This window comes from Bradyrhizobium sp. UFLA05-108 (assembly GCF_059803455.1).
In genome coordinates this window covers 14,149-37,663 of sequence record NZ_JBANAZ010000046.1, presented here as the reverse complement: position 1 = coordinate 37,663, position 23,515 = coordinate 14,149, and the positions used below count along the sequence as shown (strand labels likewise).

At 60.5% G+C, this 23,515-nt stretch carries 15 protein-coding genes; 1 reads left to right on the top strand and 14 read right to left on the bottom strand.

Features of this window, described 5'->3' with window-relative positions:
• Nucleotide 1: 1 nt before the first annotated feature.
• The 11 genes from SO140_RS29070 to pqqA all read right to left on the bottom strand — a co-directional run bounded on the left by SO140_RS29070 (nucleotide 2) and on the right by pqqA (nucleotide 12,046).
• Nucleotides 2–1,348 (bottom strand): NAD(P)/FAD-dependent oxidoreductase, encoded by a 1,347-nt coding sequence (locus SO140_RS29070; protein WP_449379652.1) that lies wholly within the window; start codon nucleotides 1,346–1,348, stop codon nucleotides 2–4.
• A 66-nt stretch (nucleotides 1,349–1,414) separates the two neighbouring features.
• The gene (locus SO140_RS29065) at nucleotides 1,415–1,594 is read right to left on the bottom strand and encodes a hypothetical protein (RefSeq protein WP_449379653.1); all 180 of its coding nucleotides are present in this window, start codon (nucleotides 1,592–1,594) and stop codon (nucleotides 1,415–1,417) included.
• Nucleotides 1,595–1,666: 72 nt separating this feature from the next.
• Complete coding sequence (locus SO140_RS29060; RefSeq protein WP_449379654.1) at nucleotides 1,667–2,452, bottom strand: enoyl-CoA hydratase; 786 nt, start codon at nucleotides 2,450–2,452, stop codon at nucleotides 1,667–1,669.
• 38 nt (nucleotides 2,453–2,490) lie between these two features.
• On the bottom strand, nucleotides 2,491–3,714 hold the full coding sequence (locus tag SO140_RS29055; protein WP_449379655.1) for a CaiB/BaiF CoA transferase family protein: 1,224 nt from the start codon (nucleotides 3,712–3,714) through the stop codon (nucleotides 2,491–2,493).
• 29 nt (nucleotides 3,715–3,743) lie between these two features.
• The gene (locus tag SO140_RS29050; protein WP_449379656.1) at nucleotides 3,744–4,595 is read right to left on the bottom strand and encodes an enoyl-CoA hydratase-related protein; all 852 of its coding nucleotides are present in this window, start codon (nucleotides 4,593–4,595) and stop codon (nucleotides 3,744–3,746) included.
• Between the two features lie 60 nt (nucleotides 4,596–4,655).
• Nucleotides 4,656–5,858: an acyl-CoA dehydrogenase family protein gene (locus SO140_RS29045; protein ID WP_449379657.1), complete on the bottom strand. Its 1,203-nt coding sequence runs from the start codon at nucleotides 5,856–5,858 to the stop codon at nucleotides 4,656–4,658.
• 55 nt (nucleotides 5,859–5,913) lie between these two features.
• Nucleotides 5,914–7,116: an acyl-CoA dehydrogenase family protein gene (locus SO140_RS29040; RefSeq protein WP_498543515.1), complete on the bottom strand. Its 1,203-nt coding sequence runs from the start codon at nucleotides 7,114–7,116 to the stop codon at nucleotides 5,914–5,916.
• A gap of 57 nt (nucleotides 7,117–7,173) precedes the next feature.
• Nucleotides 7,174–8,145 carry a 3-hydroxyacyl-CoA dehydrogenase NAD-binding domain-containing protein gene (locus tag SO140_RS29035; RefSeq protein ID WP_449379659.1) on the bottom strand — a complete coding sequence of 324 codons (972 nt, stop codon included), beginning with the start codon at nucleotides 8,143–8,145 and terminating at the stop codon, nucleotides 7,174–7,176.
• A 14-nt stretch (nucleotides 8,146–8,159) separates the two neighbouring features.
• Nucleotides 8,160–9,074, bottom strand: a complete 915-nt coding sequence (locus SO140_RS29030; protein WP_449379660.1) for a DUF5050 domain-containing protein — start codon at nucleotides 9,072–9,074, stop codon at nucleotides 8,160–8,162.
• Between the two features lie 243 nt (nucleotides 9,075–9,317).
• On the bottom strand, nucleotides 9,318–11,783 hold the full coding sequence (locus SO140_RS29025; RefSeq protein WP_449379661.1) for a membrane-bound PQQ-dependent dehydrogenase, glucose/quinate/shikimate family: 2,466 nt from the start codon (nucleotides 11,781–11,783) through the stop codon (nucleotides 9,318–9,320).
• Nucleotides 11,784–11,896: 113 nt separating this feature from the next.
• On the bottom strand, nucleotides 11,897–12,046 hold the full coding sequence (gene pqqA / locus SO140_RS29020; RefSeq protein ID WP_449379662.1) for a pyrroloquinoline quinone precursor peptide PqqA: 150 nt from the start codon (nucleotides 12,044–12,046) through the stop codon (nucleotides 11,897–11,899).
• Between the two features lie 816 nt (nucleotides 12,047–12,862).
• Here pqqA and SO140_RS29015 point away from each other — a divergent pair.
• Nucleotides 12,863–18,775, top strand: coding sequence for an AAA family ATPase (locus tag SO140_RS29015; protein WP_474799217.1), 5,913 nt, complete (start codon nucleotides 12,863–12,865; stop codon nucleotides 18,773–18,775).
• Between the two features lie 61 nt (nucleotides 18,776–18,836).
• Here SO140_RS29015 and SO140_RS29010 read toward each other — a convergent pair whose 3' ends face one another.
• Genes SO140_RS29010 through SO140_RS29000 form a run of 3 tightly spaced genes read right to left on the bottom strand, consistent with a single transcriptional unit; the run spans nucleotide 18,837 to nucleotide 22,887 of the window.
• Complete coding sequence (locus SO140_RS29010; protein ID WP_449379664.1) at nucleotides 18,837–21,257, bottom strand: PAS domain S-box protein; 2,421 nt, start codon at nucleotides 21,255–21,257, stop codon at nucleotides 18,837–18,839.
• The gene (locus SO140_RS29005; protein ID WP_449379665.1) at nucleotides 21,254–21,709 is read right to left on the bottom strand and encodes a response regulator; all 456 of its coding nucleotides are present in this window, start codon (nucleotides 21,707–21,709) and stop codon (nucleotides 21,254–21,256) included. Before SO140_RS29005 ends, SO140_RS29010 begins: the two co-directional genes overlap by 4 nt.
• Nucleotides 21,706–22,887, bottom strand: a complete 1,182-nt coding sequence (locus SO140_RS29000; RefSeq protein WP_449379666.1) for a sensor histidine kinase — start codon at nucleotides 22,885–22,887, stop codon at nucleotides 21,706–21,708. Before SO140_RS29000 ends, SO140_RS29005 begins: the two co-directional genes overlap by 4 nt.
• Nucleotides 22,888–23,515 lie beyond the last annotated feature (628 nt).

The following is a 23,515-nucleotide window of genomic DNA, read 5'->3' as shown; positions in this document are numbered from 1 at the left end:
TTCAGCGGTCCGATCCCCGAGTCGCAACCCTCGGGGCCTCGGGAATCAGGCGCGAGCTGCGTTGGCCGGTGAAATACGACCAAAGCCACTGCCGCTGCACGCGCAGGCGGTTCTGTAGCTGCGGCAGGGCGAGGATGTGAACGCACGCCCAGATCAGCCAGGTCAAGGACCCACTTGTCCGCAACCAGCCCCGCTCCAGCACGGCGTAATTCTTGCCGACGACCGCCATGTTGCCTTTGTCGAAATAATGGAACGGACGTTTCTCTTTTTGGCCCTTCAGCTCCTTCGCGATCAAGCGCCCGACGTAGCGTCCTTCCTGGATCGCGGCCTGCGCCACGCCCGGCACCGGATGTTCGTTTTGCATGACCGACGCCGCATCGCCCACGACGAACACGCCCGGCACGTCTACGACCTTCAGGAAGGAATCAACGAGTGCGCGTCCCGCGCGGTCGGTCTTGGTGCCGAGCATCTTTGGAATAGGCGACGCCGCAACCCCAGCTGTCCACAGCACGGTGGCGCTGGGAATTCGGTTGCCGCCGGCGACCACGCCCTCCGCGTCGACGGTCTCGACCTTCGCTCCAGTCAAGACCCTCACGCCGAGCTTCGTGAGTCGTCGGGTCACCCTGCGCGACAGTGGCTCAGCGAAGGTCGGCAGAACGCGCTGTCCCGCGTCGAGCAGAATGATGCTGGCCTGCGCTGGGTCGATATGGCGAAAGTTTCCGCGCAGCGTGACCTTCACCATTTGCGCGAGCGATGCCGCGAGTTCCACGCCGGTGGGGCCTGCTCCGACCAGCACGAATGTCATCTGGCGCGCGCGTTCGCTTGCGTCCTCGGTCGTTGCGGCAACTTCGAACGCGCCCAGGATCTTGGTTCGGATCGTCTCTGCGTCGTTGAGACTCTTGAGCGCCGGGGCAAATCGCGCGAACTCATCGTGCCCGAAGTAGCTCGGGCGCATGCCGGTCGCGACCACTAGGTAGTCGTAGGCGATCTTACGGACGCCCACACCGGGGGAGGACGCCTCGATGGTGCGGGAAGCAACATCGACGCCGGTGACCTCCGCCAGGAGCACGCTGAGGTTTCGCTGCCTGACCTCGAGCTGGCGGATTGGCGCTGCGATCTCGGCCGGCGAGAGGACTGCCGTCGCCACCTGGTAGAGCAGCGGTTGAAAGATATGGTGGTTACGGCGGTCGATCAGTATGACATCGACATCAGCGCGCCGCAGCGCCCGTGTTGCGGCGATCCCGGCAAAGCCGCCCCCGATGACGACGACCTGCTTGCGCCCTCGGTGTGGAGCCTCGATAGCTGCGGTTGCTTCGTCGGGCCGGGTCTCAGCCAGTATCGCACCCATTGGTTAACCTCGTTCGTGTTCTTTGTCGTCGACGGCGTCGGCAAGCTTTTTTCGGAGGCGATGCTCTCAACGCGCCAGCCATTCGGGTTTGCGGCATCCCGTTGCACGAGAGGCCGCCATTTTGCAATTTGCGGACTTGCTCAGTGCCGTGACTGCACTGAGCGGCTCCGGCTTCAAGGTGATCAGGAACACCACGAAGCCCAGGGCTCCCAGGGCGAACGTGACCATGCTTAAGACGTGTTTCATATAAGCTCCACGTGTCTCCGCCTGGCGCCGCGGTGACCCGACGCGACGCCAATCAATTGCTGCGAGCGTGGACTATTCGGCCGCCACGTGCGTCGGGCTCTTCGCAAAATTCGGCGGGCGCTTCTCGCGGATGGCCGAGATCGCTTCCTTGGCTTCTGCCGAGCTCACCCGCTCCATGAACTCTTGGCTTTCGCTCTTGATGGCCTCTTTGAGCTGGCCAATCGAAGCCTGCTTGAGGAGCCGCTTGCTTGCCAGCAACGCGCCGCTCGGTTTTGCCGCCAACTTCTCCGCAGTTGCGGTCGCGGTTGCGAGCAGATCGCTATCGGGCACCACGCGAGTCACGAGGCCCAGCTCCACCGCTCGCGGGGCCGTGAAGGGCTCTCCCAGCAGGTACAATTCCGTTGCCCGGAGATGACCCACGCGCGCCGGTATCGAAAAGCTCGATCCGAATTCCGGCACCAGCGCCAGGTTGATGAACGGCAGCTGGAATTTCGCGCTCTCGCCCGCGTAGACGAAATCGCAATGGGTCAGCATCGTGGTTCCGCCGCCGATCGCCGCGCCTTGCACGGCCACCACGATCGGCTTTTCGAATCTGACGAACGCCTCCATCAGGAGGCCCTGCGGAAAGGCACCCGGCCTGGGCGGATTCTTGAGAAAATCCCCAAGATCGTTACCGGCGCAGAACGCATCTCCTGCGCTGTGCCAGAGCACGACGCGGATCGCGTCGTCCTTGTCGGCTTCGTTGAGGATGTCGGCCAGGTTCGTGTACATGCTGGACGTCATCGCGTTCTTCTGTGCCGGGCGATTAAGCTGGATCCGCAGGATTGCGCCGGTACGCTCGGTGACAATATCGCTCATTGTTTGCTCCTTTGTTCGCTACACTTCGTCGCCATCTTCTAGGCGTGTTCCTTGACTTTCGGCACCGCGCCGCTCGCGCGCAGGCCGTCGATGCCCTTCGCGTCAAATCCCAGGTCACGGAGGATCTCTTCGGTGTGCTCGCCGAGGTCGGGCCCGCGCCGGGCCGGGACCTTGGCGACACCGTGCACCTGTATTGGGCTGCTGATCGTCGTGTTGAGGTTGCCGCCGGCGCCTTCGAGCGGAACGACGATGTCGTTTGCCGCCAGCTGGGGATCGTTAATCACCTCTTGCGGCCCGCGCACGGCGCCGAACGTGACGTGCGCGCCGCTGAAGACGTCATACCAATGCGCCATCGGCTGCGCGGAGAAAACCTCGTCGAGGATGGCCGTGAGTTCCGACATGTTCGCCATCAGCTTGGCTGGATCGGCGAATCGCTGATCGGTCAACAGATCCGGTCGGCCGATTGCCTTCGCCACAGCGGCCAACTTGTCGGGCGTGACGATAAGAACGAACCAGGTGCCGTCGGCTGCGCGATACACGTTGAGCGCCGCATTGGCCGGATGCATGCGATCATGCAGCCCAAAGAACTTTGCACCGGCCAGCGCAGCCTGTATCGAAACGCTCGCCGACCAGACACCCTCGGCGAGCAGTGAGGTCGTGACATACGCTCCCTTGCCGGTTCGCTCGCGGCGGTAAAGCGCGGTGACGATCGCCGAATAGATTCCGACACCTGTCGCGTTGTCGCCGCTGCCGGCCACCGGCCAGGTCGGCGGCGCGCCGGCATCGCGCGTCATCGACAGCAAACCACTACGCGCCCAGTATGCCGTGATGTCGAAGCCCGGCAGATTAGCATCCGGTCCCTTTTCGCCGAACCCCGTAAGGTCCGCGTAGATCAGGCGCGGATTCCAGCGCACCACATCGTCATATTCGAGCTTCAACTTCTTGCGTGCCGGATGTGGCGTATTGACGATGAATACATCGGCCCATTTGACAAGCTGCTCGAGGACTTGAGGGGCGCTGGGCGACTTCAGATCGAGCGTGATACTGCGCTTGTTGCGGTTGACGAGATGCCACTGATAGGGCTCATCTGCCGCCGGCTGCGGTGGGATCTTGTGCACATGTCTCCAAGGGTCGCCGTTCGGCGGTTCGACCTTAATGACGTCGGCGCCGAAGTCCGACAGGATGACGGCGGCGCCGGGTGCCGCGACGAAGCTTGAGAAGTCAACCACCTTCAGTCCAGAAAAAATGTTGTCGCTTGCCATTGGATATCTCCTAAATCACCGTGTTTGCTTCACCGCCCCGCGAACTGCGGGGCGCGCTTTTCGAGGAAGGCGGACGTGCCTTCCTTCTTGTCCTCAGTCCCGGCGCATAGGCCGAAGTATGAAGCTTCGAGGGCAAAGCCTTCGTTCTGGCTCGTGTCCAATCCCTTGTTCACCGCTTCGAGCGATTGCCTGACGGCGATCGGCGCGTTGGAGGCGATCAGCTTCAGGATGGCTTCCGCACGCGTCATGAGATCGGCTGCCGTAACGACCTCGTTGACGAGCCCGACGCGCCAGGCCTCCTGCGCGCTGATGGTCTCTCCGGACAGGATGAGCTGGAGCGCACGGCCCTTCCCAACCAGGCGCGGCAACCGCTGCGTGCCGCCGCCGCCGGGAAGCAATCCCAGCTTGACCTCGGGCTGGCCAAACTTCGCGTGCTCGACGGCGATTCGGATGGTGCATGCCATTGCCGTCTCGCAACCGCCGCCAAGTGCAAAACCGTTGATTGCCGCGATCACCGGCTTGCCGAGATTCTCGATGAGATCGAGCACCTCCTGGCCGTAGCGGCTGGACCGTTCGGCGTCGATTGAACTCGCATGCGCGAGTTCGCTGATGTCGGCTCCGGCGATGAAGGCCTTGTCGCCTGCGCCGGTAAGAATGACGCCGCGCACGGCAGCATCGTTCCGCGCATGCTCGAAAGCAGTTCGCAGATCCTTCCAGGTCGGCGTGTTCAGGGCGTTGAGCACCTTCGGCCGGTTGACGGTCACATAGGCGATCGCGCCGCGCTTCTCGTACAGGACGTTTGCGAGCGTTAGGACTTCCGTCGATGAATCGGCAGGCGCCGTCGTGGGCGAAGATGCGAGCGTCGTTGTTGTCGATGACATGTTGATCTCTCTTTTTAAGGTTACGAGCCGGCGCAAAGCGCGCCGGCGCGCTTGTGAGTCTCAGATGAAGGCGCTGAAGCCGGTGATCGCCTTGCCGACGATCAGGTTCTGCATCTGATACGTGCCCTCGTAGGAATAGAGGGCCTCGGCATCCGCGAAGAAGCGTGCGACGTTGTAATCGGTGAGAATGCCGTTGCCGCCGAGCACCTCTCGCGCCCAGGAGACCGTCTCACGCGCCTTGGCCGTCGTGAACGCCTTCGAAAGCGCCGCTTGCTGGTCCGTCAGCTTGCCTTGGTCGGCGAGCTGGGCCGTGCGAACCACCATGCCTTGGCAGGCGGTGATGTTGGCGAGCATCTTCGCAAGGAGGTCCTGAATGAGTTGGAACGAGGCAATCGGCTTTCCGAACTGCAATCGCTCCTGGGTATATTTGAGCGCGTGCTCGTAGGCGCCCATCGCGCATCCCGTCGCTTCCCATCCCACGTAGTACCGCGTCCCACGCAGCACGCGCGCGGTGTCACGGAAGGACTGCTCACCCGATGCGAGTCGGTTTGCTTCCGGCACCCGGCAGTCCTTCATCGTGATCTGACCGTTCTGGACCACCTTGAGCGCGATCTTGTTCTGCATCTTCTCGACGCTGAAGCCGGGCGTCGACTTGTTCTCGACGATGAAGCCCTTGACCTGGTTGTCGTCGACGTCACGTGCCCAGATGATCGAGATATCGCACCAGGGTGCGTTGCCGATCCACCGCTTCTGGCCGTTGAGGACCCAGGTGTCCCCTTCGCGCTTCGCCGTCGTGGTGAGGCCGCCAGCCGCTCCCGAGCCGACCAGCGGCTCGGTCAGGCCAAAGCAGCCGATCTTTTCCATGCGGGCCATCGGCGGCAGCCACTTTTGTTTCTGCTCCTCCGATCCAGCGACCTGGATCGAACCCATTGCCAGGAAGTTGTGGACGCCGAAGAAGGTCGCGAATGAAGCATCGACCCGCGCCATTTCCACTCCGATGAGGCCGACCAGCAATTGATTGCCACCGGCGCAGCCGTACCCCTTGATGCCGAGGCCGCCGAGGTTCAGCTCCTTTACCAAGGGCACCAGCTCGAACGGGAACGCGTCCTCGACCCAGTATTTGTTGATGATCGGCGCGACTTTCGACTCCATGAACGTGCGCACCCTCTGATGGATCGCACGCTCCTCGGGGTTCAGGAGGTCGGCGTAGTTATAGAAATCGCTATCCGGTGTCGGAAGCGGCTTCGGGGTTTTGGTAAGCATTTTGGACTCCAGTTGCTGTGTTTGAAAGCTTGGGGCGCCGGCGCACCTGCAAATCTCACACGAAGGCGCTGAAGCCGGTGATCACCTTGCCGACGATCAGGTTCTGCATCTGGTAGGTGCCTTCATAGGAGTAGATCGCTTCGGTATCGGCAAAGAAGCGCGCGACGTTGTAGTCGACCAGGATCCCGTTGCCGCCCAGCACCTCGCGGGCCCACGCGACCGTTTCCCGTGCCTTAGACGTGCAGAACGCCTTGACAATCGCTGCCTGCGCATCAGTCAGCTTGCCTTCGGTCTCCAGCTGCACCGAGCGAACCAACATAGATTGACAGGCCACGATGTTGGCCAGCATCTTTGCCAGCAGCTCCTGAATGAGCTGGAACGACCCGATCGGCTTGCCAAACTGCAAGCGCTCCTGGGAGTACTTCAGGGCATTTTCGTAGGCGCCCATCTGGGCACCGGTAATTTCCCAGCCGACGCCATGCCGGGTACCGCGCAGCACCAGCGCAGGATCGCGAAACGTTCCTTTGCCTCCCTGGAGACGATTCGCATCTGGCACGCGGCAGTCGGTCATCGTGATCTGGCCGTTCTGCACGACCTTCAGCGCGATCTTGTTCTGCATCTTGTCGACGCTGAACCCCGGCGTCATCTTGTTCTCGACGATGAAGCCCTTGACCTGGTTGTCGGCCACATCGCGCGCCCAGACGATCGAGATGTCGCACCACGGCGCGTTGCCGATCCAGCGCTTCTGGCCGTTGAGGATCCAGCTGTCGCCTTCACGTTTCGCCGTGGTCATGAGACCAGCACCTGTCCCTGAGCCCACCAGCGGTTCGGTCAGCGCGAAGCAACCGACCTTTTCCATGCGCGCCATCGGCGGAAGCCACTTCTGCTTCTGCTCCTCGGTGCCCGCGAGGTAAATGGAATTCATCGCGAGACCGGTGTGGACACCATGGAAGGTGCAGAACGAAACGTCGGTCCGCGCAATCTCGAGGGCGACCAGGCCGAACAGCAAGGGGCTTCCGCCCGGGCAGCCGTAACCATTAATGCCGAGACCGGCGATGTTTAGGTCCTTGTACGACGGCAGCAGCTCGAACGGGAACGAGTCCTCGACCCAGTGTTTGTTGATGATGGGTGCGACTTTCGTCTCCATGTAGGCGCGCACCTTTTTTACGATCCCCCGTTCCTCGTCGCCCAGCGTTTCAGCGAATTGAAAGAAGTCGCTATTCGGCAGCGGAAGCTGTTTCGGGGCCTTGGTGAGCATTTTGGATCTCCACTTGTTGTGGTTTGAAAGCCGGTAACCTGCGCCTGCAGCGGATCGTTACTCGGCTGCGACTTCGCGCCGAGCAACCGTCTCTGACCGCTTGCGCAGTTCGATGAGGCCGAGCAAAATCTCGTCGCGCGCATGCTCCAGCTCCTGGACGGAGCGTGATCCGACTTCGGCATGGACGCTGTCGATGAGCCTTTTCTGCACTTCCGGCGTCAGCACGGGTGAGCCGAGGGTCTTCCACCAGGCCGTCATTGGGCCGCTGAACTGCTGGAAGAAGTGCTCGATACCACCCGGGCCGCCGCCGAGGTGGTTGAGCATCATGTTGCCCATGACGCCCCAGCGCAGGCCCGGTCCCCAGGAGAGGGCGGTGTCGACGTCGGCGGCGCTCACGATCCCTTCGGCGACGAGGTAGTAAACCTCACGCCCCAATGCGGCCTGCAGACGGTTGGCGACGTGGCCGGGCATCTCCTTGTTGATCCGCACTGTCTTTTGCCCTATCGACGAGTAAAATTCCGCTGCGCGCTGGATCGTTTCCTCGGAAGTCTTGGCTCCGCCGACAATCTCGGTCAGCGGGATCAGGTGCGGCGGATTGAACGGATGGCCGATGACGCAGCGCTCGGGATGCGCGGCGGCTCCCTTCTGGATTTCGCTCATGGTGAGCCCCGACGAGCTCGATGCGACGATCACCTCGGGCGGCAGCAGCTCATCGAGCTGCCCGTAGAGCTTTTGTTTGAAATCGATCCGCTCGGGCCCGTTCTCCTGGACGAGGTCGACGTCGACAAGTGCCTGCGCAAGATCTGCGGTGAACGTGAGATTCGACTGCGACGCTCCCGCCGACAGGCCCAAGCGCTTTAGCGCCGGCCAGGCCGTCTCCACGAACTTGCGGAGCGAGGCTTCTGCGTTCGGCGCGGGGTCGGTCGCGACAACCTGCAGTCCCTTGGCGAGAAACAGCGAGGCCCAGCTCGCGCCGATCACGCCGGTACCGATGATAGCGATGCGGCGAATAGGTCTGGCGTTGGTCATGTCATGTTCTCCGATCAGATTTCAGCGTAAGCGATGCCGGTGAGATTGCCCTGGGCGTAGAGGAAGTTGCGCTCGTTCTTGCCGTCGAGATCGGCGGAATAGATCGAGCCCGCGAAGTCGGTGACGAACATCCGGTTGCCCGGCACGTTGAGCGCAATGCCGATGCCCTCCATCAGATGCGTGACCACGATTTCAGGGGCGGCCTTTGTGTCGATCGGCGCGCGATTGACGGTGTTGCCGCGCGGCGGGTCGCCGCGGTCGGTCCAGTAGAGGATGCGGTTCGTCAGATCGAGCTCGAGGTCGATCGGTTCCGGAAGACGATCGAACAGCACCTCGATGTCGGAGCGGTTCGTCGGAGTTTCGCCCTTCGGGATGTCGATGCTGGCGCGGAAGATGCGGCCCTGTTCGCCATTGTCGGGACCCTTTTGCGTCCAGTAGATGTGCCGCCGTTTGCGATCGACGGTGATTCCGACGCACCAGCGGCTTTGATCTTGCCGGTCGTCGTCGCCGCGGCCGGTCTCGACCAGCGTTTCGACCTGCGAACCATCGAGGTTGGCGCGCATCACGCGCATGCCCTCACGGTCGCACCAGTAAAGCTTCTTTCCCTCCTTATCGAGGTGCATCTGCTTCGGCGTGTACGTGACGCCTTGCGGTATGATGACCTTGCGATTTCCGCCATCGAGGTCGACGCGTTCGATCGAACCATCGTTGAGAGGGGGAACACCCATGTTGGTCCAGTAGATATGGCCCGCCTCCACATCCACGGCGATGCCGTCGGGGAGGCGGCCATCCGTGACGATGATCTTGCGGTCGGAGCCATCGGGATTCATCGAATGAATGCGGTTCCCACTCAGTTCGAGCACGAAAAGTCGACTGGAGCGGGTGACGCTCGATGAGTTCTTCGGGTCAGTTGCTTGAAGTACCGTCATGATCGTTCCTTCGCTGTCACAGTTGCCTTGTCTCGAATTGACTTGGTTGGTCTAGAGATGATGACCGTCATGAAAATATTTGACCCATTTGCTCCGTCGTTGCGAGTAAAGGCCGGCAAATCGCGCCAAATTGCTGCAAGGGAGCGTGCTCGTGAATCGGTCGGCTTGGCCGCTGTTTCTGTGCTCCAGACAGCACAACGCGCGGCATCGGGTGATGCCGCGCGTTGCGGAGGTCTCGTACTCTTACTTGTTGTCCGGCAGAGCGTAGGCGATCAGAGAGTCGCCCGGGGGCGTCATCATGAAGTGATGGCCGCCAGCCATGATGGCCACATATTCCTTGCCATTCTGCTCATAGACGATCGGCGTGGCCTGGCCGCCCGCGGGTAGCACGTCACTCCACACGATCTCGCCGGTCTTGATGTCGATCGCCTTGATCAGATCGTCGGTTGCCGCCGAGATGAAGATCAGACCGCCTGCCGTCACGACGGATCCGCCATTGTTTGGCGTGCCGATCTCGAGCGGAATGAAGGTCGGCATTCCGAACGGACCATTCCGCCGGGCCGAACCGAACGGCCGATCCCACAGCGTCTTGCCCGTGGCGAGATCGATCGCGCGGATGCCGCCGTAAGGAGGCCGCGTGCAGAGCACGCCCGTCGGCATTTGCCATCCCGCGTTGACGAGGATGCCGTAGGGTGTTCCCGTCTGGGCGCCTGCGCCTTCAGCACTCGATGCGCTTCCGGCCGCACGGGGATCGCCGGCGGGGAACAGGCCCATCGCGTCCGCGTCCTTGCGGGTTACGAGCGTGTCGTAGTTCGGCATGTCGTTATAGTTCGCAATGATGATCCCGCGGTGCGGATCAACGGCAACGCTGCCCCAGTCCGACCCGCCGTTGTAGCCAGGATATTCGAGGTTGTGGCGACCGAGCTCTGGCGGAGTGAACGGCCCTTCATAGCGAGCGCGCTTGAAGTTGATCCGGCAAATCATCTGGTCGATGGGCGAGATGCCCCACATGTCGTGCTCGACAAGGTCGGCTTTGCGCAACGTATGATAACGCGAGAACGGCTGCGTCGGAGAGCGCTGGCCGGGCTCCGCGCCGCCCTGCGGGACGGCCACTTCGTCGACCTGGTGCAGCGGTCTTCCGGTGGCGCGGTCGAGCACGAACATGTCGCCGCTCTTGGTCGGCAGCAGGACCGCCGGCACCTTGCCGCTCGCAGTGGGGAATTCGACCAGGGTCGGTTGAGAACCGAGATCATAGTCCCATACGTCGTTGTGCACGGTCTGGAACACCCAGCGTGGCTTGCCCGTATTCACGTCCAGCGCGACGAGTGCGGAGCTGTACTTCTTCTCCTCATCTGAACGCAACGACGTGTAATAATCGCCGGCCGAGTTTCCCATCGGCAAGTAGACGAGGCCGAGCTTCTCGTCACCGATGCCCGTCGTCCACATGTTGGGCGTGCCCAGGGAGTAGGGCTTTCCGTCCGGCGGCAGCTTCGTGACCTCAGGCTGGTTGATGTCCCAGGCAAAGCGGAGCTCGCCGGTTACCGCGTCGTACCCGCGGATGACGCCCGATGCCGCCCAACGGCGTTGACCATCGAGCACCTGATGCCCGGAGACGACGATCCCTTGCACGATGACCGGTGCCGAAGTGATGGCCGCCGTCCCCGGAATGACGGGTGTGATGGCGCCCGTGGCGCTATCTTTCTGCGCGAGTCCGACCTTGAGGTCGGCGGCGCCGTTCTTGCCGAAATCCTGGCATGGCTGACCCGTCTTGGCGTCCACGGCGATCAGGCGCATGTCGAGCGTTCCCTCGATGATGCGTGCCGCGCAGGCCTGGCCGGCTGTGGCTTTCGGGTTCTCATAGTACGCTACACCGCGACAGGCTGCCGTGTAGGGGACCCATGACGTCGGCACCTCTGGATCGTACATCCACAGCTTCTCGCCGGTCGCCGCGTTCAGCTTGAACAACTTGTTCATCGGCGTGCAGCCGTAGATGGCATTGCCGACCTTGAGAGGGGTCAGCTCCGATCCGTACTTCTTCGGAATGTCGCCGGTGTGGAAGGTCCAGACACGCTTGAGGTCCTTGACGTTTGCGGGCGTGATCTGGGCGAGATCCGAATAGCGCTGCCCGCTCTGGCCGGCGCCATAGGCGTTCCACTCACCCTTGTTGGGCGCATATGCGGAGTCTTCGAAGACGGCGTTTGCGTGCGCCTGAGGGAGTGGATTCGGTGCCGCCTGCTGATTGAAGATCGGGATGAGGACGCCGAGTGCGGCAACGAAGAGCCCGGCGCCGATCGATCCCAGCTTTCGGACATGCCGGCCGATCGTCTTGTCAATTGCGGGAGCAACCAGAATAGCAAGGACGAAGAGGATGAAGGGGCCGACAAGACGCGGGATCAACTCCCAGCCCGATAGGCCGACTTCCCAAAAGCTCCAAACGGCCGTGAACGCGAATGCGCCGAGATAGGTATAGATGCCCGCGATGCTTCCCCTAGTCATGAGAACGCCAGCAGCGAGAAGCATCGCGCCTACCACAACGTAATAGAGGCTGCCTCCCAGCGAGGCTAGGTAAGCGCCACCGCCGGCGAGGATCAAACCGAGCAATGCGACGATCCCGCCCAAAACTGTGGGCGTCCACGCGAGGTATCTCTGCAACTCTGATGCCCGGTGTCTAGGCTGTGCTGCCGGGACTACATCTACTGTCGAGGACATCTCTTTCTCCTTTTTGAGAATTTAGATTTCAAGAGCGACGAGCCGAGCCGCTCACGCCGTCGAGGGTTTGCATGCTCCGAGCGCTCGAGGCTCAGCTAGTTGATCGCCGGTGCCTAGTTCAGCTCGGCGCGGGCGTAAGAGTTGATCTCAAGGCCGACGGCGAACTCGACGATGCGCGGGCTGGTCCACTTCATGGGCGCTTCCTTCTGAGTCGATAGCGGAAGCAGCGTCGGCACTGATGGTTTGGCCGCTGCGATGGTCATTTGGATCTCCTTGTTTCACGCACGGGTGCGTCGGTTTCCATTTGATCTGCATGCGCCGGGGGCGCGAGTGAAGCGCCGCAAATCGCGCCAAATTGTTGCTAGGGAGAAGGGCGGATCGGCGTACGCTGGGTCAGGAAGATCAATGAACGGTCGGCATGTCTCGGCACCGATCGATTCCATCCACTGTCTTTAGACCGGACTGCGATCCGCCCGATGCGAACACACGACGCTGGGAGATCAGCTGAACATGCGAATGACTTCGAGTGCGCCAACGACCGAATATGCGTGAGCGGCCCCGTTGCGGTCGTTGCGGCATGTTGCAAGTGTTCGGACCGAATCCCACTCTCCCTCTCCTGAAGGGCCTGGAGCACTGAAGGTGGCTCAAAAGCCAGCTTGGCCGCCGGTGTTGTTGCGCCGTCATTCAACACGTCTCGATATGGATACATGCCTTGGAAAGCGTCTGGATCTCCAAAGGGTGGCTGAGCGAGAGCCGGGATCGCCGTCGCGGCCCATACAAGTGCGGCGGTGGCGACAGCTTTGAGTGAAGTCAAAATGTTGTCGCGCGCTTTCGTCATTGTTTCACAATGCCAACGTTGGTCTCCAGCTAGGCCGCTTGAGCTGCCACTACGAGTAAAGCCCCACAAATCGCGCCAAATTACTGATAACGAGAAGGTAGATCCGCCTTGCGTTGGGACCAGGAAAGATAAACAGGTGGCTGGCATTTCTCAGGCGATGCGGTACGATTTCTGCTGAAAGGCACAAGCAAAGCCCGGTCGGCTGAACTCGACTCGGAAGCCAGACCCCGGAGTCTGTCAGGTGGTGCCGCATTCGCTGAACAGTGCGTACCCGGACGGTAGCTCACAGATCTTGTGGGAGGACGGCGAACGCATCTTCAGCCGTGGCTGGCGACTGGACGACGCGGGGCAGCGCTCTGCTGTGTTGTTCATCGCTCCAGCCGCCGACCCTCCTTCCCGATCAAGCCTCGACCGCCTTGCGCACGAATTCGAACTTAGGGATCAGCTCGACAGGGCATGGGCAGTGCGGCCGATGGACCTCATTCGCGATGGCGGTCGAACCGTGCTGGTGCTCGAGGATGCGGGCGGCGAGCCGCTCGAGCGGTTGCTTGGCGTACCCCTGGAACTGGGGCGCTTCTTGGATTTGGCCATCCCCATCGCTGCAGCGCTGGGCAAGCTCCACCAGCGCGGGCTCGTTCACAAAGATATCAAGCCAGTCAACATCCTGCTCAACGACGGGACCGGCGATGTGAGGCTGACGGGATTCGGCATAGCATCGCGGTTCGCGCGCGAACGCCAATCGCCTCACCCTCCCGAGACGATCGCCGGCACACTCGCGTACATGGCGCCCGAACAGACCGGACGAATGAATCGATCAATCGATTATCGCAGCGACCTTTACGCACTTGGCATCACCTTCTATCAAATGCTCACCGGTGCTTTGCCGTTTGCCGCCATGGAGCCGATGGAATGGGTGCACTGCCATCTCGCCAGGCGACCGGTGCCGCCCGCCGAGCGGCTGAGGGAAATTCCCGGCACCATTTCGGCGATCGTGATGAAGCTGCTCGCGAAGAGAGCCGAAGACCGCTATCGAACGGCGGCCGGCCTCGAGAACGATCTTCGCCGCTGCCAGCGCGAATGGGTAGCGCAAGGCCGGATTGACGACTTTCCGCTCGGTGAACGTGACACGCCTGACCGGCTCGTAATTCCCGAGAAACTCTACGGGCGGAGGCGTGAGGTTGAGACTTTGCTCGCCGCCTTTGATCGCATCGTCAACGGCGGCACCCCGGAACTGATCCTGGTTTACGGCTATTCCGGCGTTGGCAAATCGTCGGTCGTCAACGAGCTGCAGCCGGTGTTGGTGCCATCGCGTGGCCTGTTCGCTTCCGGCAAGTTCGATCAGCTCAAACGCGATATTCCCTACGCAACGCTGGCACAAGCGCTTCAGAGCCTGATCCGGCCGTTGCTTGGCAAGAGCGACGCCGAGCTTGCGCCATGGCGCGACGCCTTGCAGAAGGCGCTGGGATCCAACGCCGGACTGATGGTGGATCTCGTTCCGGAACTGAAACTCCTTATCGGGGGACCATTGGCCGTCCCCGAGCTTCCGCCGAAGGACGCGCAGCGGCGTTTCCAAATGGTGCTTCGGCAATTGATCGGCATCTTTGCTCGGCCGGAACATCCCCTGGCGCTATTTCTCGATGACTTGCAATGGCTCGATGCGGCGACGCTTGACCTTTTGGAAGACCTGTTGATCCGGTCCGATCTCCGCAATCTCCTCATCATCGGTGCTTTCCGCGATAACGAAGTCACGGCTGCGCATCCGCTCATGCGCAAGCTGGAGACGATCCGTGCAACCGGAAGGGTACAGGATATCAAGCTGGCCCCGCTGACGACCGGCGATCTGGGAAGCCTTGTCGCGGACTCGCTCCGATGCGATGAGAAGCAGGCCGATCCGCTCGCAGAGCTGGTGCACGCGAAGACGGGCGGCAATCCGTTCTTTGTCATCCAGTTTCTTCACGTGCTCGCCGGCGAGCATCTCCTGGCCTTCGATCACGACGGGGGGCTATGGACCTGGGACATGGGAGGCATCCACGCCAAAAGATTCACGGATAACGTCGTGGAGCTTTTGGCTGGAAAGTTGACGCGGCTGCCCCTCGACACGCAGGACGCGTTGCGACAGCTCGCTTGCCTCGGCAATGTCGCACACGTCACTACCCTCTCGGTCGTTCTGGAAACGTCGGAGGAACAGGTGCACGCGGCTCTCTCGGAGGCCCTGCATCAACAGCTGATCGACCGCCTCGAACGCTTTTACAAGTTCATTCACGATCGGGTGCAGGAAGCCGCCTATGCGCTGATTCCCGAAGCGTCGCGCGCTGAATTGCATTTGAGGATCGGCCGCCTGCTCCTGGCACAGACACCTCCGGAAGAACGCGACGAAGCGATCTTCGAGATCGTCAACCAACTCAACCGCGGCGCGCCGTTGATCGCCTCAACCGATGAGCGCGAGCAGTTCGCCCGACTGAATCTGATCGCGGGCAAGCGCGCCAAGACGTCGACGGCCTATGGCGCGGCGCTCAAGTATCTGGCGGCTGGCGCGGCACAGCTGCCGGAGGATTCGTGGGAGCGCCGGCGCGAGCTCATGTTCGAACTGGAGCTGCACCGGGCCGAATGCGAATTCTTCACCGGCGAGCTGGCTGCAGCCGAGGATCGGCTGACCCTGCTATCAGCCCGCGCCGCCAATACCGTAGAACGGGCGGCCGTAGCATGCCTGCGAATTGACGTGTGTACGACCCGCGGCCGGATGAGCGAAGCGGTCGCTATCGGTCTGGAATGTCTCGAACATGTGGGCGTGGTGTGGACCGCACATCCTGCGGACGACGAGGTGCGCCGCGAATATCAGCTGATATGGTCGAAGCTCGGCGGCCGCGCGATCGAGGAACTGGTTGACCTGCCGCTGATGATCGATCCGGCATCCCTCGCCCTTCTTGATGTTCTGACCAAGCTCGGGCCGCCGGCGGTGTTCACGGATGCAAACCTGCTGGCGTTGGGCAGTTGCCGTGCGGTCAATCTCAGCCTCGAGCGCGGCAACAGCGATGGCTCGTCCAATGCGTATGTTCGGGTAGGCATGGTCGCGGGCCCGTTTTTTGGGGACTACAAGGCCGGATATCGGTTTGGACGGGTCGGCTACGAACTGGTCGAGCGGCACGATCTGAAGCATTTCCTGGCCAGAATATTCATGAATTTCGGCAACCAGGTGATGCCGTGGACGAGGCATGCGCGGAGTGGTCGTGATCTCTTGCATCGGGCGTTCGATGTTGCGAACAAGACGGGCGATCTCACTTATGCGGTGTACAGCCGCGCCCATCTGAACTCCAATCTGCTCATGGTGGGCGATCCGCTCGACGAGGTTCAGCGCGAGGTCGAGCTGGGACTGGCGTTGGCGGAGCAGATGCAGTTCGGACTCGTCATCGACGTGATCGCGACGCAGCTTGCGCTGGTCCGAATGTTGCGCGGGTCGACACGCCGGTTCGGCTCTTTCGACGACCAGAAATTCGATGAAGGCCTGATCGCAAGCCGTTTGTCCGGCAATCGGAACCTGGCATTTGCCGAGTGCTGGTATTGGATTCGCAAGCTGCAGGGGGACATCCTGGCCAGCGACTTTTCTGCGGCTGTCGACGCGTCCCTTAGGGCGAAGCCGCTGCTCTGGACGTCGCTGCCGGCCATCGAATTCGCGGAGTATCACTTTTACAGCGCGCTCGCGCGCGCCTCATCCTGCGACTCCGCTTCAGCCGATCAGCGCCGACAGCATTTGGAGGCTCTGGCAGCCCATCGCGAACAGATCGGAATCTGGGCGGAGAACTGCCCGGAAAATTTCGAGAACCGCGCCGCCCTTGTCGATGCCGAGATTGCCCGATTGGAAGGTCGCGAGCTGGATGCCGAGCGTCTTTACGAGCGTGCGATCCACTCGGCCCAAACGAACAGCTTCGTCCACAATGAAGCGATCGCCTATGAGCTGGCTGCCCGCTTTTACGCGGTGCGCGGCTTTGAGGAAATCGCACATCTCTACCTGGAAAATGCTCGTCACTGCTACTTGCGATGGGGGGCAGATGGCAAAGTGCGACAACTCGACCAGCTCCATCCGCGGCTGAGGCAGGGGGCGCGCGCGCCAGCCCCAGCGGCTACGATCGAAGCGTCGGTCGAACAGCTCGATCTCGCAACAATGATTGAAGCCTCGCAAGCGCTTTCTGGCGAGATGGTGCTGGAAAAACTCATCGACAAACTCATGCGCGCGGCCCTCGAGCATGCCGGCGCCGAACGAGGTCTGCTGATTGTCCCGCGAGGAGATGAGCTGCAGATCGAGGCGGAAGCGATCGCCGGTGGAGACGATATAATCGTGCATCCGCAGGTCGGGTCGTCTTACGGCACAGCGGAGTTGCCGGAGTCGTTGGTTCGGTATGGAACGCGCACCCATGAGACTGTGATTCTCGATGACGCTTCATCTCAGCATGCATTTTCTGCCGAACCCTATATTCTTCAGAGTCGTGTCCGTTCTATTCTCAGCTTGCCGTTGATCAATCAGGGTAAGCTCACAGCGATTCTCTACCTCGAGAATAATCTGGCGCCTAACGTGTTCACTCCTGACCGCGTTGCCTTATTGAAGGTGCTGGCGTCGCAGGCGGCAATCTCGCTCGAAAACTCGCGGCTTTATCGCGATCTCGCAGATCGCGAAGGCAAGATCCGGCGCTTGGTGGACGCAAACATCATCGGGATCATCACTGCCGACTCCGAAGGCCGGGTTTTTGAAGCCAATGACGCGTTTCTTCGCATCGTGGGATATGACCGTGATGACTTGGCTTTAGGCGACGTGCGCTGGACCGAACTGACTCCGCCGGAATGGCGCGCCCGCACTGAGCGCGTCCACGAAGAGTTAAGGAGAACCGGCGTGGCGCAACCCCTCGAGACAGAATACTTTCGCAAGGATGGCAGCCGCGTGCCCGTGCTGATCGGCTATTCGTTGTTCGGCGAACGAGGCAACGGCATCGCGTTCGTGCTCGATCTGACTGAGCGCAAGCGGGCCGAGGAGGCAATGCGTGAAAGCGAGCGAAGTTTGCGCTCGGCAATTGACGGTCTACCAGGTCTCGTCGGAGTTCTGGCTCCGAATGGTGAGGTCGAGGCCGTCAATCGCCAAATCATTGAATATTGCGGCCAGCCGCTGGAGGAGTTGAGAAATTGGGGAGCAAACGGAACAGTCCATCCCGACGATCTTCCCTACGTCGCCGAAGTGTTCACAAAGTCGATCGCATCTGGAGTTCCGTACCATCTCGAACAACGCCTGCGACGCTTCGACGGGGAGTATCGATGGTTTGACAACCGCGGCGTCCCAATTCGCGATGACACCGGGCGTATCACGCGATGGTATGTTCTCCTGACCGACATCGAAGATCGCACGCAGGCATTGGCGCGATTGCAGCAGATGCAATCCGATTTCGCGCACATGAACCGTGTGAGCATGATGGGAGAGCTGGCAGCCTCGCTCTCTCACGAGATTGCGCAGCCGATCGCCAGCGCGCGCAATAACGCCCGGGCGGCCCAGAATTTTCTGAACATTCAGCCGCCGAACCTGGGCGAGGTCAAGGAAGCACTAGCCTGTATCGTTGCGGACGCAGACCGATCTGGAGACATCATCGAACGCATCAGAGAGCAGATCAAGAAAGCGCCGCCCCGAAAGGAGCGTTTTGATCTCAACACGGCAATCAGCGAAGTAATCGTATTGGCGCAAAGCGTGACCCTCAGGAATGGCGTTTCGGTTCAAACTCGGCTGGCGCAGGGATTGCCGTTGGTTCCGGGGGATCGGATTCAGCTGCAACAAGTCCTGCTGAATCTGATTCTCAACGCATCTGAAGCAATGAGCTTGGTTGAAGAGGGAGCACGAGAGTTGTCGATCAGCACCGAGCAAGACCAAGCGGGAGCTCTCGTGGCCGTCCGCGATTCTGGGCCGGGTATTGATCCTGCGCATCTCGATCGGATCTTCGACGCTTTCTATACCACGAAGTCCAGTGGAACCGGCATGGGACTTTCGATATGCCGCTCCATCATCCGAGCGCATGGGGGCAAGCTGTGGGCGGGAGCGAACGAGCCTCGCGGCGCCGTAATTCAGTTCACTCTGCCCGGGGCCGAAAAGGATTTGACGAGCGCGCGGAATGCCGAAGTCTGATGGATTGTTCAGCATTGGTTAGACATAGCGTATTCGGACGGTTGCTCTCAGGTCTGTACACTCAGGATTCGACAGCCGGATTAGCAGGTGCAATGAAGCCGAAGATAGCGCCATGTGGCAGGTTATGGCTTGCCCACAATCTTCCGTTGTGCGCTTCAATAATCGAGCGGCAGATCGACAGCCCAAGGCCCAAACCGCCCGATTTCGTGGTGTAGAAAGCATCGAACAAGCGCTCAAGATCCGCAGGAGCGAAGCCTGGCCCTGAATCCCGCACCTCGACGCAAACGCCATCGGGTTCGTTACGGGTGCTGATGAGCAACTGCCGATCCTCTTCGACCACATCGCGCATCGCTTCGACGGCGTTGATGATCAAGTTGATAATCACTTGTTGCAGTTGGACCCGATCTGCTCGAATGACCGGCAAGCCCTCCACGAGTTGCGTCCGCACCGAGACGCTGTTCTTCAAAAGTTCGCCGCGGGTCAGGGCTATCACCTCAAGCGTCGCCTCGTTGATATCCAAGTCCTCCTTTCGAGGAGGCGCCTTCTTCATAAGGGCGCGGATACGGTCAATCACGTCGCCCGCATGCTTGCCGGCGCTGACGATAAAACCGAGCGTCTGCCGGACCTCCTCCAGATCTGGCGGTTGAGCATCGAGCCAGTTCAAACCGGCATGTGCGCCGTTAACAACCGCGGCGATAGGTTGTTTGATTTCGTGGGCAATCGAGGCCATGAGCTGCCCCATCGTCGCGACCCGGCCCGCGTGGGCCAGCTCTGCCTGCACTTCGCGATAGCGGTGCTCGCTGTCTCGTGCTTTGGCTTCCGCCCGCTTCCGTTCGGTGATGTCGTTGAAAAGGATTCCGACGCGCCTGCGCCTGGGGTCTTCGACCCGGAAGGCGTAAACGTCATACCAGCGTCCGAGTTGCTTGGCTTCATTTTCAAACCGCATCGGTTCGCCCGTCAAGGCGATCCTGCCGTAAGTCTCGAACCAATGTTCTTCGTGCTCTGGCGCGATTTCGCGCATCCGTCTTCCGGCGGCATTCTTGATTCCCGTCTGCCGTTCAAACGATGGGCTGATTTGCAAGAAACGATAATCGATTGGCTTTTCGTTGTGGTCAAACAAGACTTCAATGGTACAAAAGCCCTCGTCAATCGACTCGAACAACGTGCGGTAATTCTGTTCCGATTCGCGTAATTCCGCCTCGGTGCGCTTGCGCTCGATGAACTGACCGATCTGGCTGCCGATGGTGGCAAGCACGTTGAGCAGCTCCTGATCGGGCTGTCTGAGCTCGCGGCTGAAAAACTCGATCACGCCCAAGACGTCCCCCCCGAGCAGGATAGGAAAGCCGAAGGCCGCGCGCAGTCCTTCGAGTTGGGCGACGCGCCTGCGCGGAAAGTTTTCAGCAGAAATGACGTCGGGAATGTATTCGGGCTTACGGCTGGACCACACTCGCCCTGGTAGTCCCGCCCCCGGAACGAAAGTGAACTCCGAGCCGATTCTTTCAAATTCCGGGACCTCTATCGACGTTTTATGCCAAAGCTCGACACAGCGCAGCGCCTTGGTCTCCCGGTCCACGCGCCAGAGTGCACCAACGTCCCATCCCAGGCACTCGCCTATGGCCCGCAGTATTCTCGGAGCGACCTCTTCGATCGTGGCTGCTTCCGCCAGGACCTGCGCAACAGTGTGCTGCACGCGGAGGCGCTCCTCTGCGCGCTTGCGTTCGGTGATGTCCGTCAGGATGCCGTACCATTTGAGAACCGTGCCCTGTTCATCACGTAGGGGCACTGCCCGTACCAAGAACCAGCGGTATTCTCCGTTGGCACTGCGATGCCGGGCCTCGTTTTCGAAAGCCTCACCACTTGTCATCGAGTGATGCCACTTGGCGACGTGTTGGATGAGGTCGTCAGGATGAATCGTGGATTGCCAACCCGGTCCCGACGTCTCTTCCACGGACAACCCGGAAAATTCCACCCACTGTCGGTTTGTCCAAATGCTGCTACCGTCGGGTTGCGTCGTAAACGCTATCGCAGGTATCGCCTCAACGGTATCCCGAAGCTCTTTTTCCCTTCGACGCAGTGCATCTTCGGCCCGTTGGCGCGAGGCTCGATCGCCTGCCTCGCTCAGCGCGCGCCGCACGGCGGGCACGAGCCGCGACATCCGGGTCTTCAGAACGTAGTCGGTGGCCCCGATCTTAAGAGCCTCGATAGCTGCCTCTTCGCCGAGAGTGCCAGAAACAAAGATGAATGGCAGATCGGGGCGGATACTCTGCGCCAGATTCAACGCGGAGAGCCCGTCGAACGAAGGTAGTTTGTAGTCCGAGAGGATCAGGTCAAATTCGGCGCTCTCAAGAGCTGCCAGAAACTCAGTGCGACTTTGCACGCAGGTGATGCGACAGATCAAATGATCGGCTTCAAGGAGCACTTCTATAAGGCCCGCGTCATTGCGGTCATCCTCCAGCAAGAGGATTCCGATTGGCGAGCTCATGACACCTTCTTCGCGCTTCCTGGGGGCGGTTGATTTATGATCGCCCAGAACATGCCCAGCTCTTTGACGGCGTTGACAAACTCGTGAAAGTCCACGGGCTTCACGACGTAAGCGTTCACCCCGAGCTGGTAGGTTGCCAGCATGTCCCTTTCTTCGTGTGATGATGTCAGTACGACTACGGGTATCATCTTCAGCTTCGGATCTGATCTGATTTTCTGTAAGACCTCCAATCCATCCACTTTCGGCAGCTTTAGGTCCAACAGAATAACCGCGGGGTTTTCATCGGCGCGCGACGCGAATTGCTCTCGACAATGCAGATAATCGAGTGCCTCTTTGCCGTCGCGAGTAATGACCACTTCGTTCGCGAGCTTGTGCTCATCAAGAGCTGTGAGAGTAAGCTCAACATCCCTCGGATCGTCCTCGACGATCAGAATTCGTCCCAGTTCGCTCATGGCGGATTCGCTGTCCTCTTCGCTGAATGTTCGGCTTTCGGCAGTGAAAAATAGAAAGTGGCGCCTTGATCGACCGCTCCCTCGGCTCGCACTGTCCCGCCGTGCCGGTGAATGACACGCTGCACGGTTGCCAGTCCTATTCCAGTGCCCTCAAATTCGTCAGCACGATGCAGCCGTTGAAATACCCCGAACAGCTTGTTGACGTACTGCATGTCGAACCCGACACCGTTATCCCTCACGAAGATTTCGATCCTGTCTCCATTGGCAACCACAGAGCCAATCTCGATTTTGGCAGGACGCCGTGTGCCTGAGAACTTGACCGCATTGGAGAGCAGGTTCATCAAAACAAGCTTTAGTAGCGAACGATCTCCATAACAGACCGGAAGTGCATCAATCGTCCAAGAGATATCCTGTCCCTTCGTTTGCAGCTCTATCTCGGAAACTGCCTCCTTGACCAACTTCTGGAGGTCCACTGCCGTCGTCCTGCTTTCAGTGCGGCCGATCCGGGAAAACGCCAGTAAATCATCGATCAGGTTGCCCATTCTTTTTCCTGATTCGCGAATCGTCTGTACGTATCTTTGACCCTTGTCGTCCAGCGAGTTCGGTGTGTGTTTTTGCAGAAGTTCGGAGTAGCCGACGATATGACGCAGTGGCGCCCGCAAGTCGTGCGACACTGAATAGGCAAACGCCTCGAGTTCCTTGTTAGCCGCTGCCAGCTCCGCCGCGCGCAGATTGAGCTCCTGATTGAGCTTGCTAATTGCGGCCTCGCGCCGCTGGCCTTGTTCGAGCTCGGCCTGAAGCCGGTCGCGTGCGTGGCGAAGGTTCTCCTCGATTCGAAGCCGAACAGCGCTGAAGGAGGCAACTATGATCGCCGAGAGAACAAAAACAAGAAAGTAGGGCAGGTCTTGCGCTGAAACGTAGAAGGTGTGGACCGGCTCTACAAACATGTAGTTGAAGGCTGCCGTGCCCAACAGGACGGCCACGACGGCAGGCCCGGTCCCTGCGTACCAGGTGACAATGCCGATGACGAGTACAAGAACCGGCAGCGCTACATCACGGAACTGATATTGTTGGATCGCGAGCGCAGCGGCAATCGCGATCCCCACACAAACGACCGCGAATCCATACCGCAGCGGCGGCGACCGGACTCGCTGAAATTCGTTATCCCAATACGCCACGTTCCTCTACTCCGACGCGTATGCACGTGCGGCTTTGGGCATTTGGCTGATTATAGCATGTTCTGGGCCGATTGTCTGGGCCTGCGGATTAGGCGAGGAGCGCGGGATATTGGGGCTACCGTCGCGGCGGCGGAGTTCGAATTGTTAAAAGAAGAAATCCTGAACACGCAGTGCGGCGCGATCGAGCCGGCAAAATGGACGCACCTCACTCGCGAGGTCTCTTTCCCTTCTCGCTATGGGCGTAATCTCCTCGATCTATGTGTCGTGCTTACCGTCAAACAGGAGCAGCGCGCGGCGGCCGCTTCGCAGGCGCGATCTAGCTGTGTCGCATCGCTTCTGAGTGAGGACGCTAGTTTCGCCGTGCGGTCCAATAGCCGGAGCAGCGTGCGCCGGCCGATTGGCCAGTCCAGTTTCCCCGGCCGGATGCTCCCGACAGCCGTCCTGAGCCCGACGCATACCTATCCTGAACAGCCACCGACGCGCGAACCGCACCAGACTGCGCCACGTAGCCCCTGAACCTTATGAGATTGGGATGGGTTACAACTGCGTTGGTGATGTTGACCGAAAAGCTATAGGTCGGATCGCAGGTGCCTCTTTGAGTTACAAAGGTAAGATCCCATGATCCGTC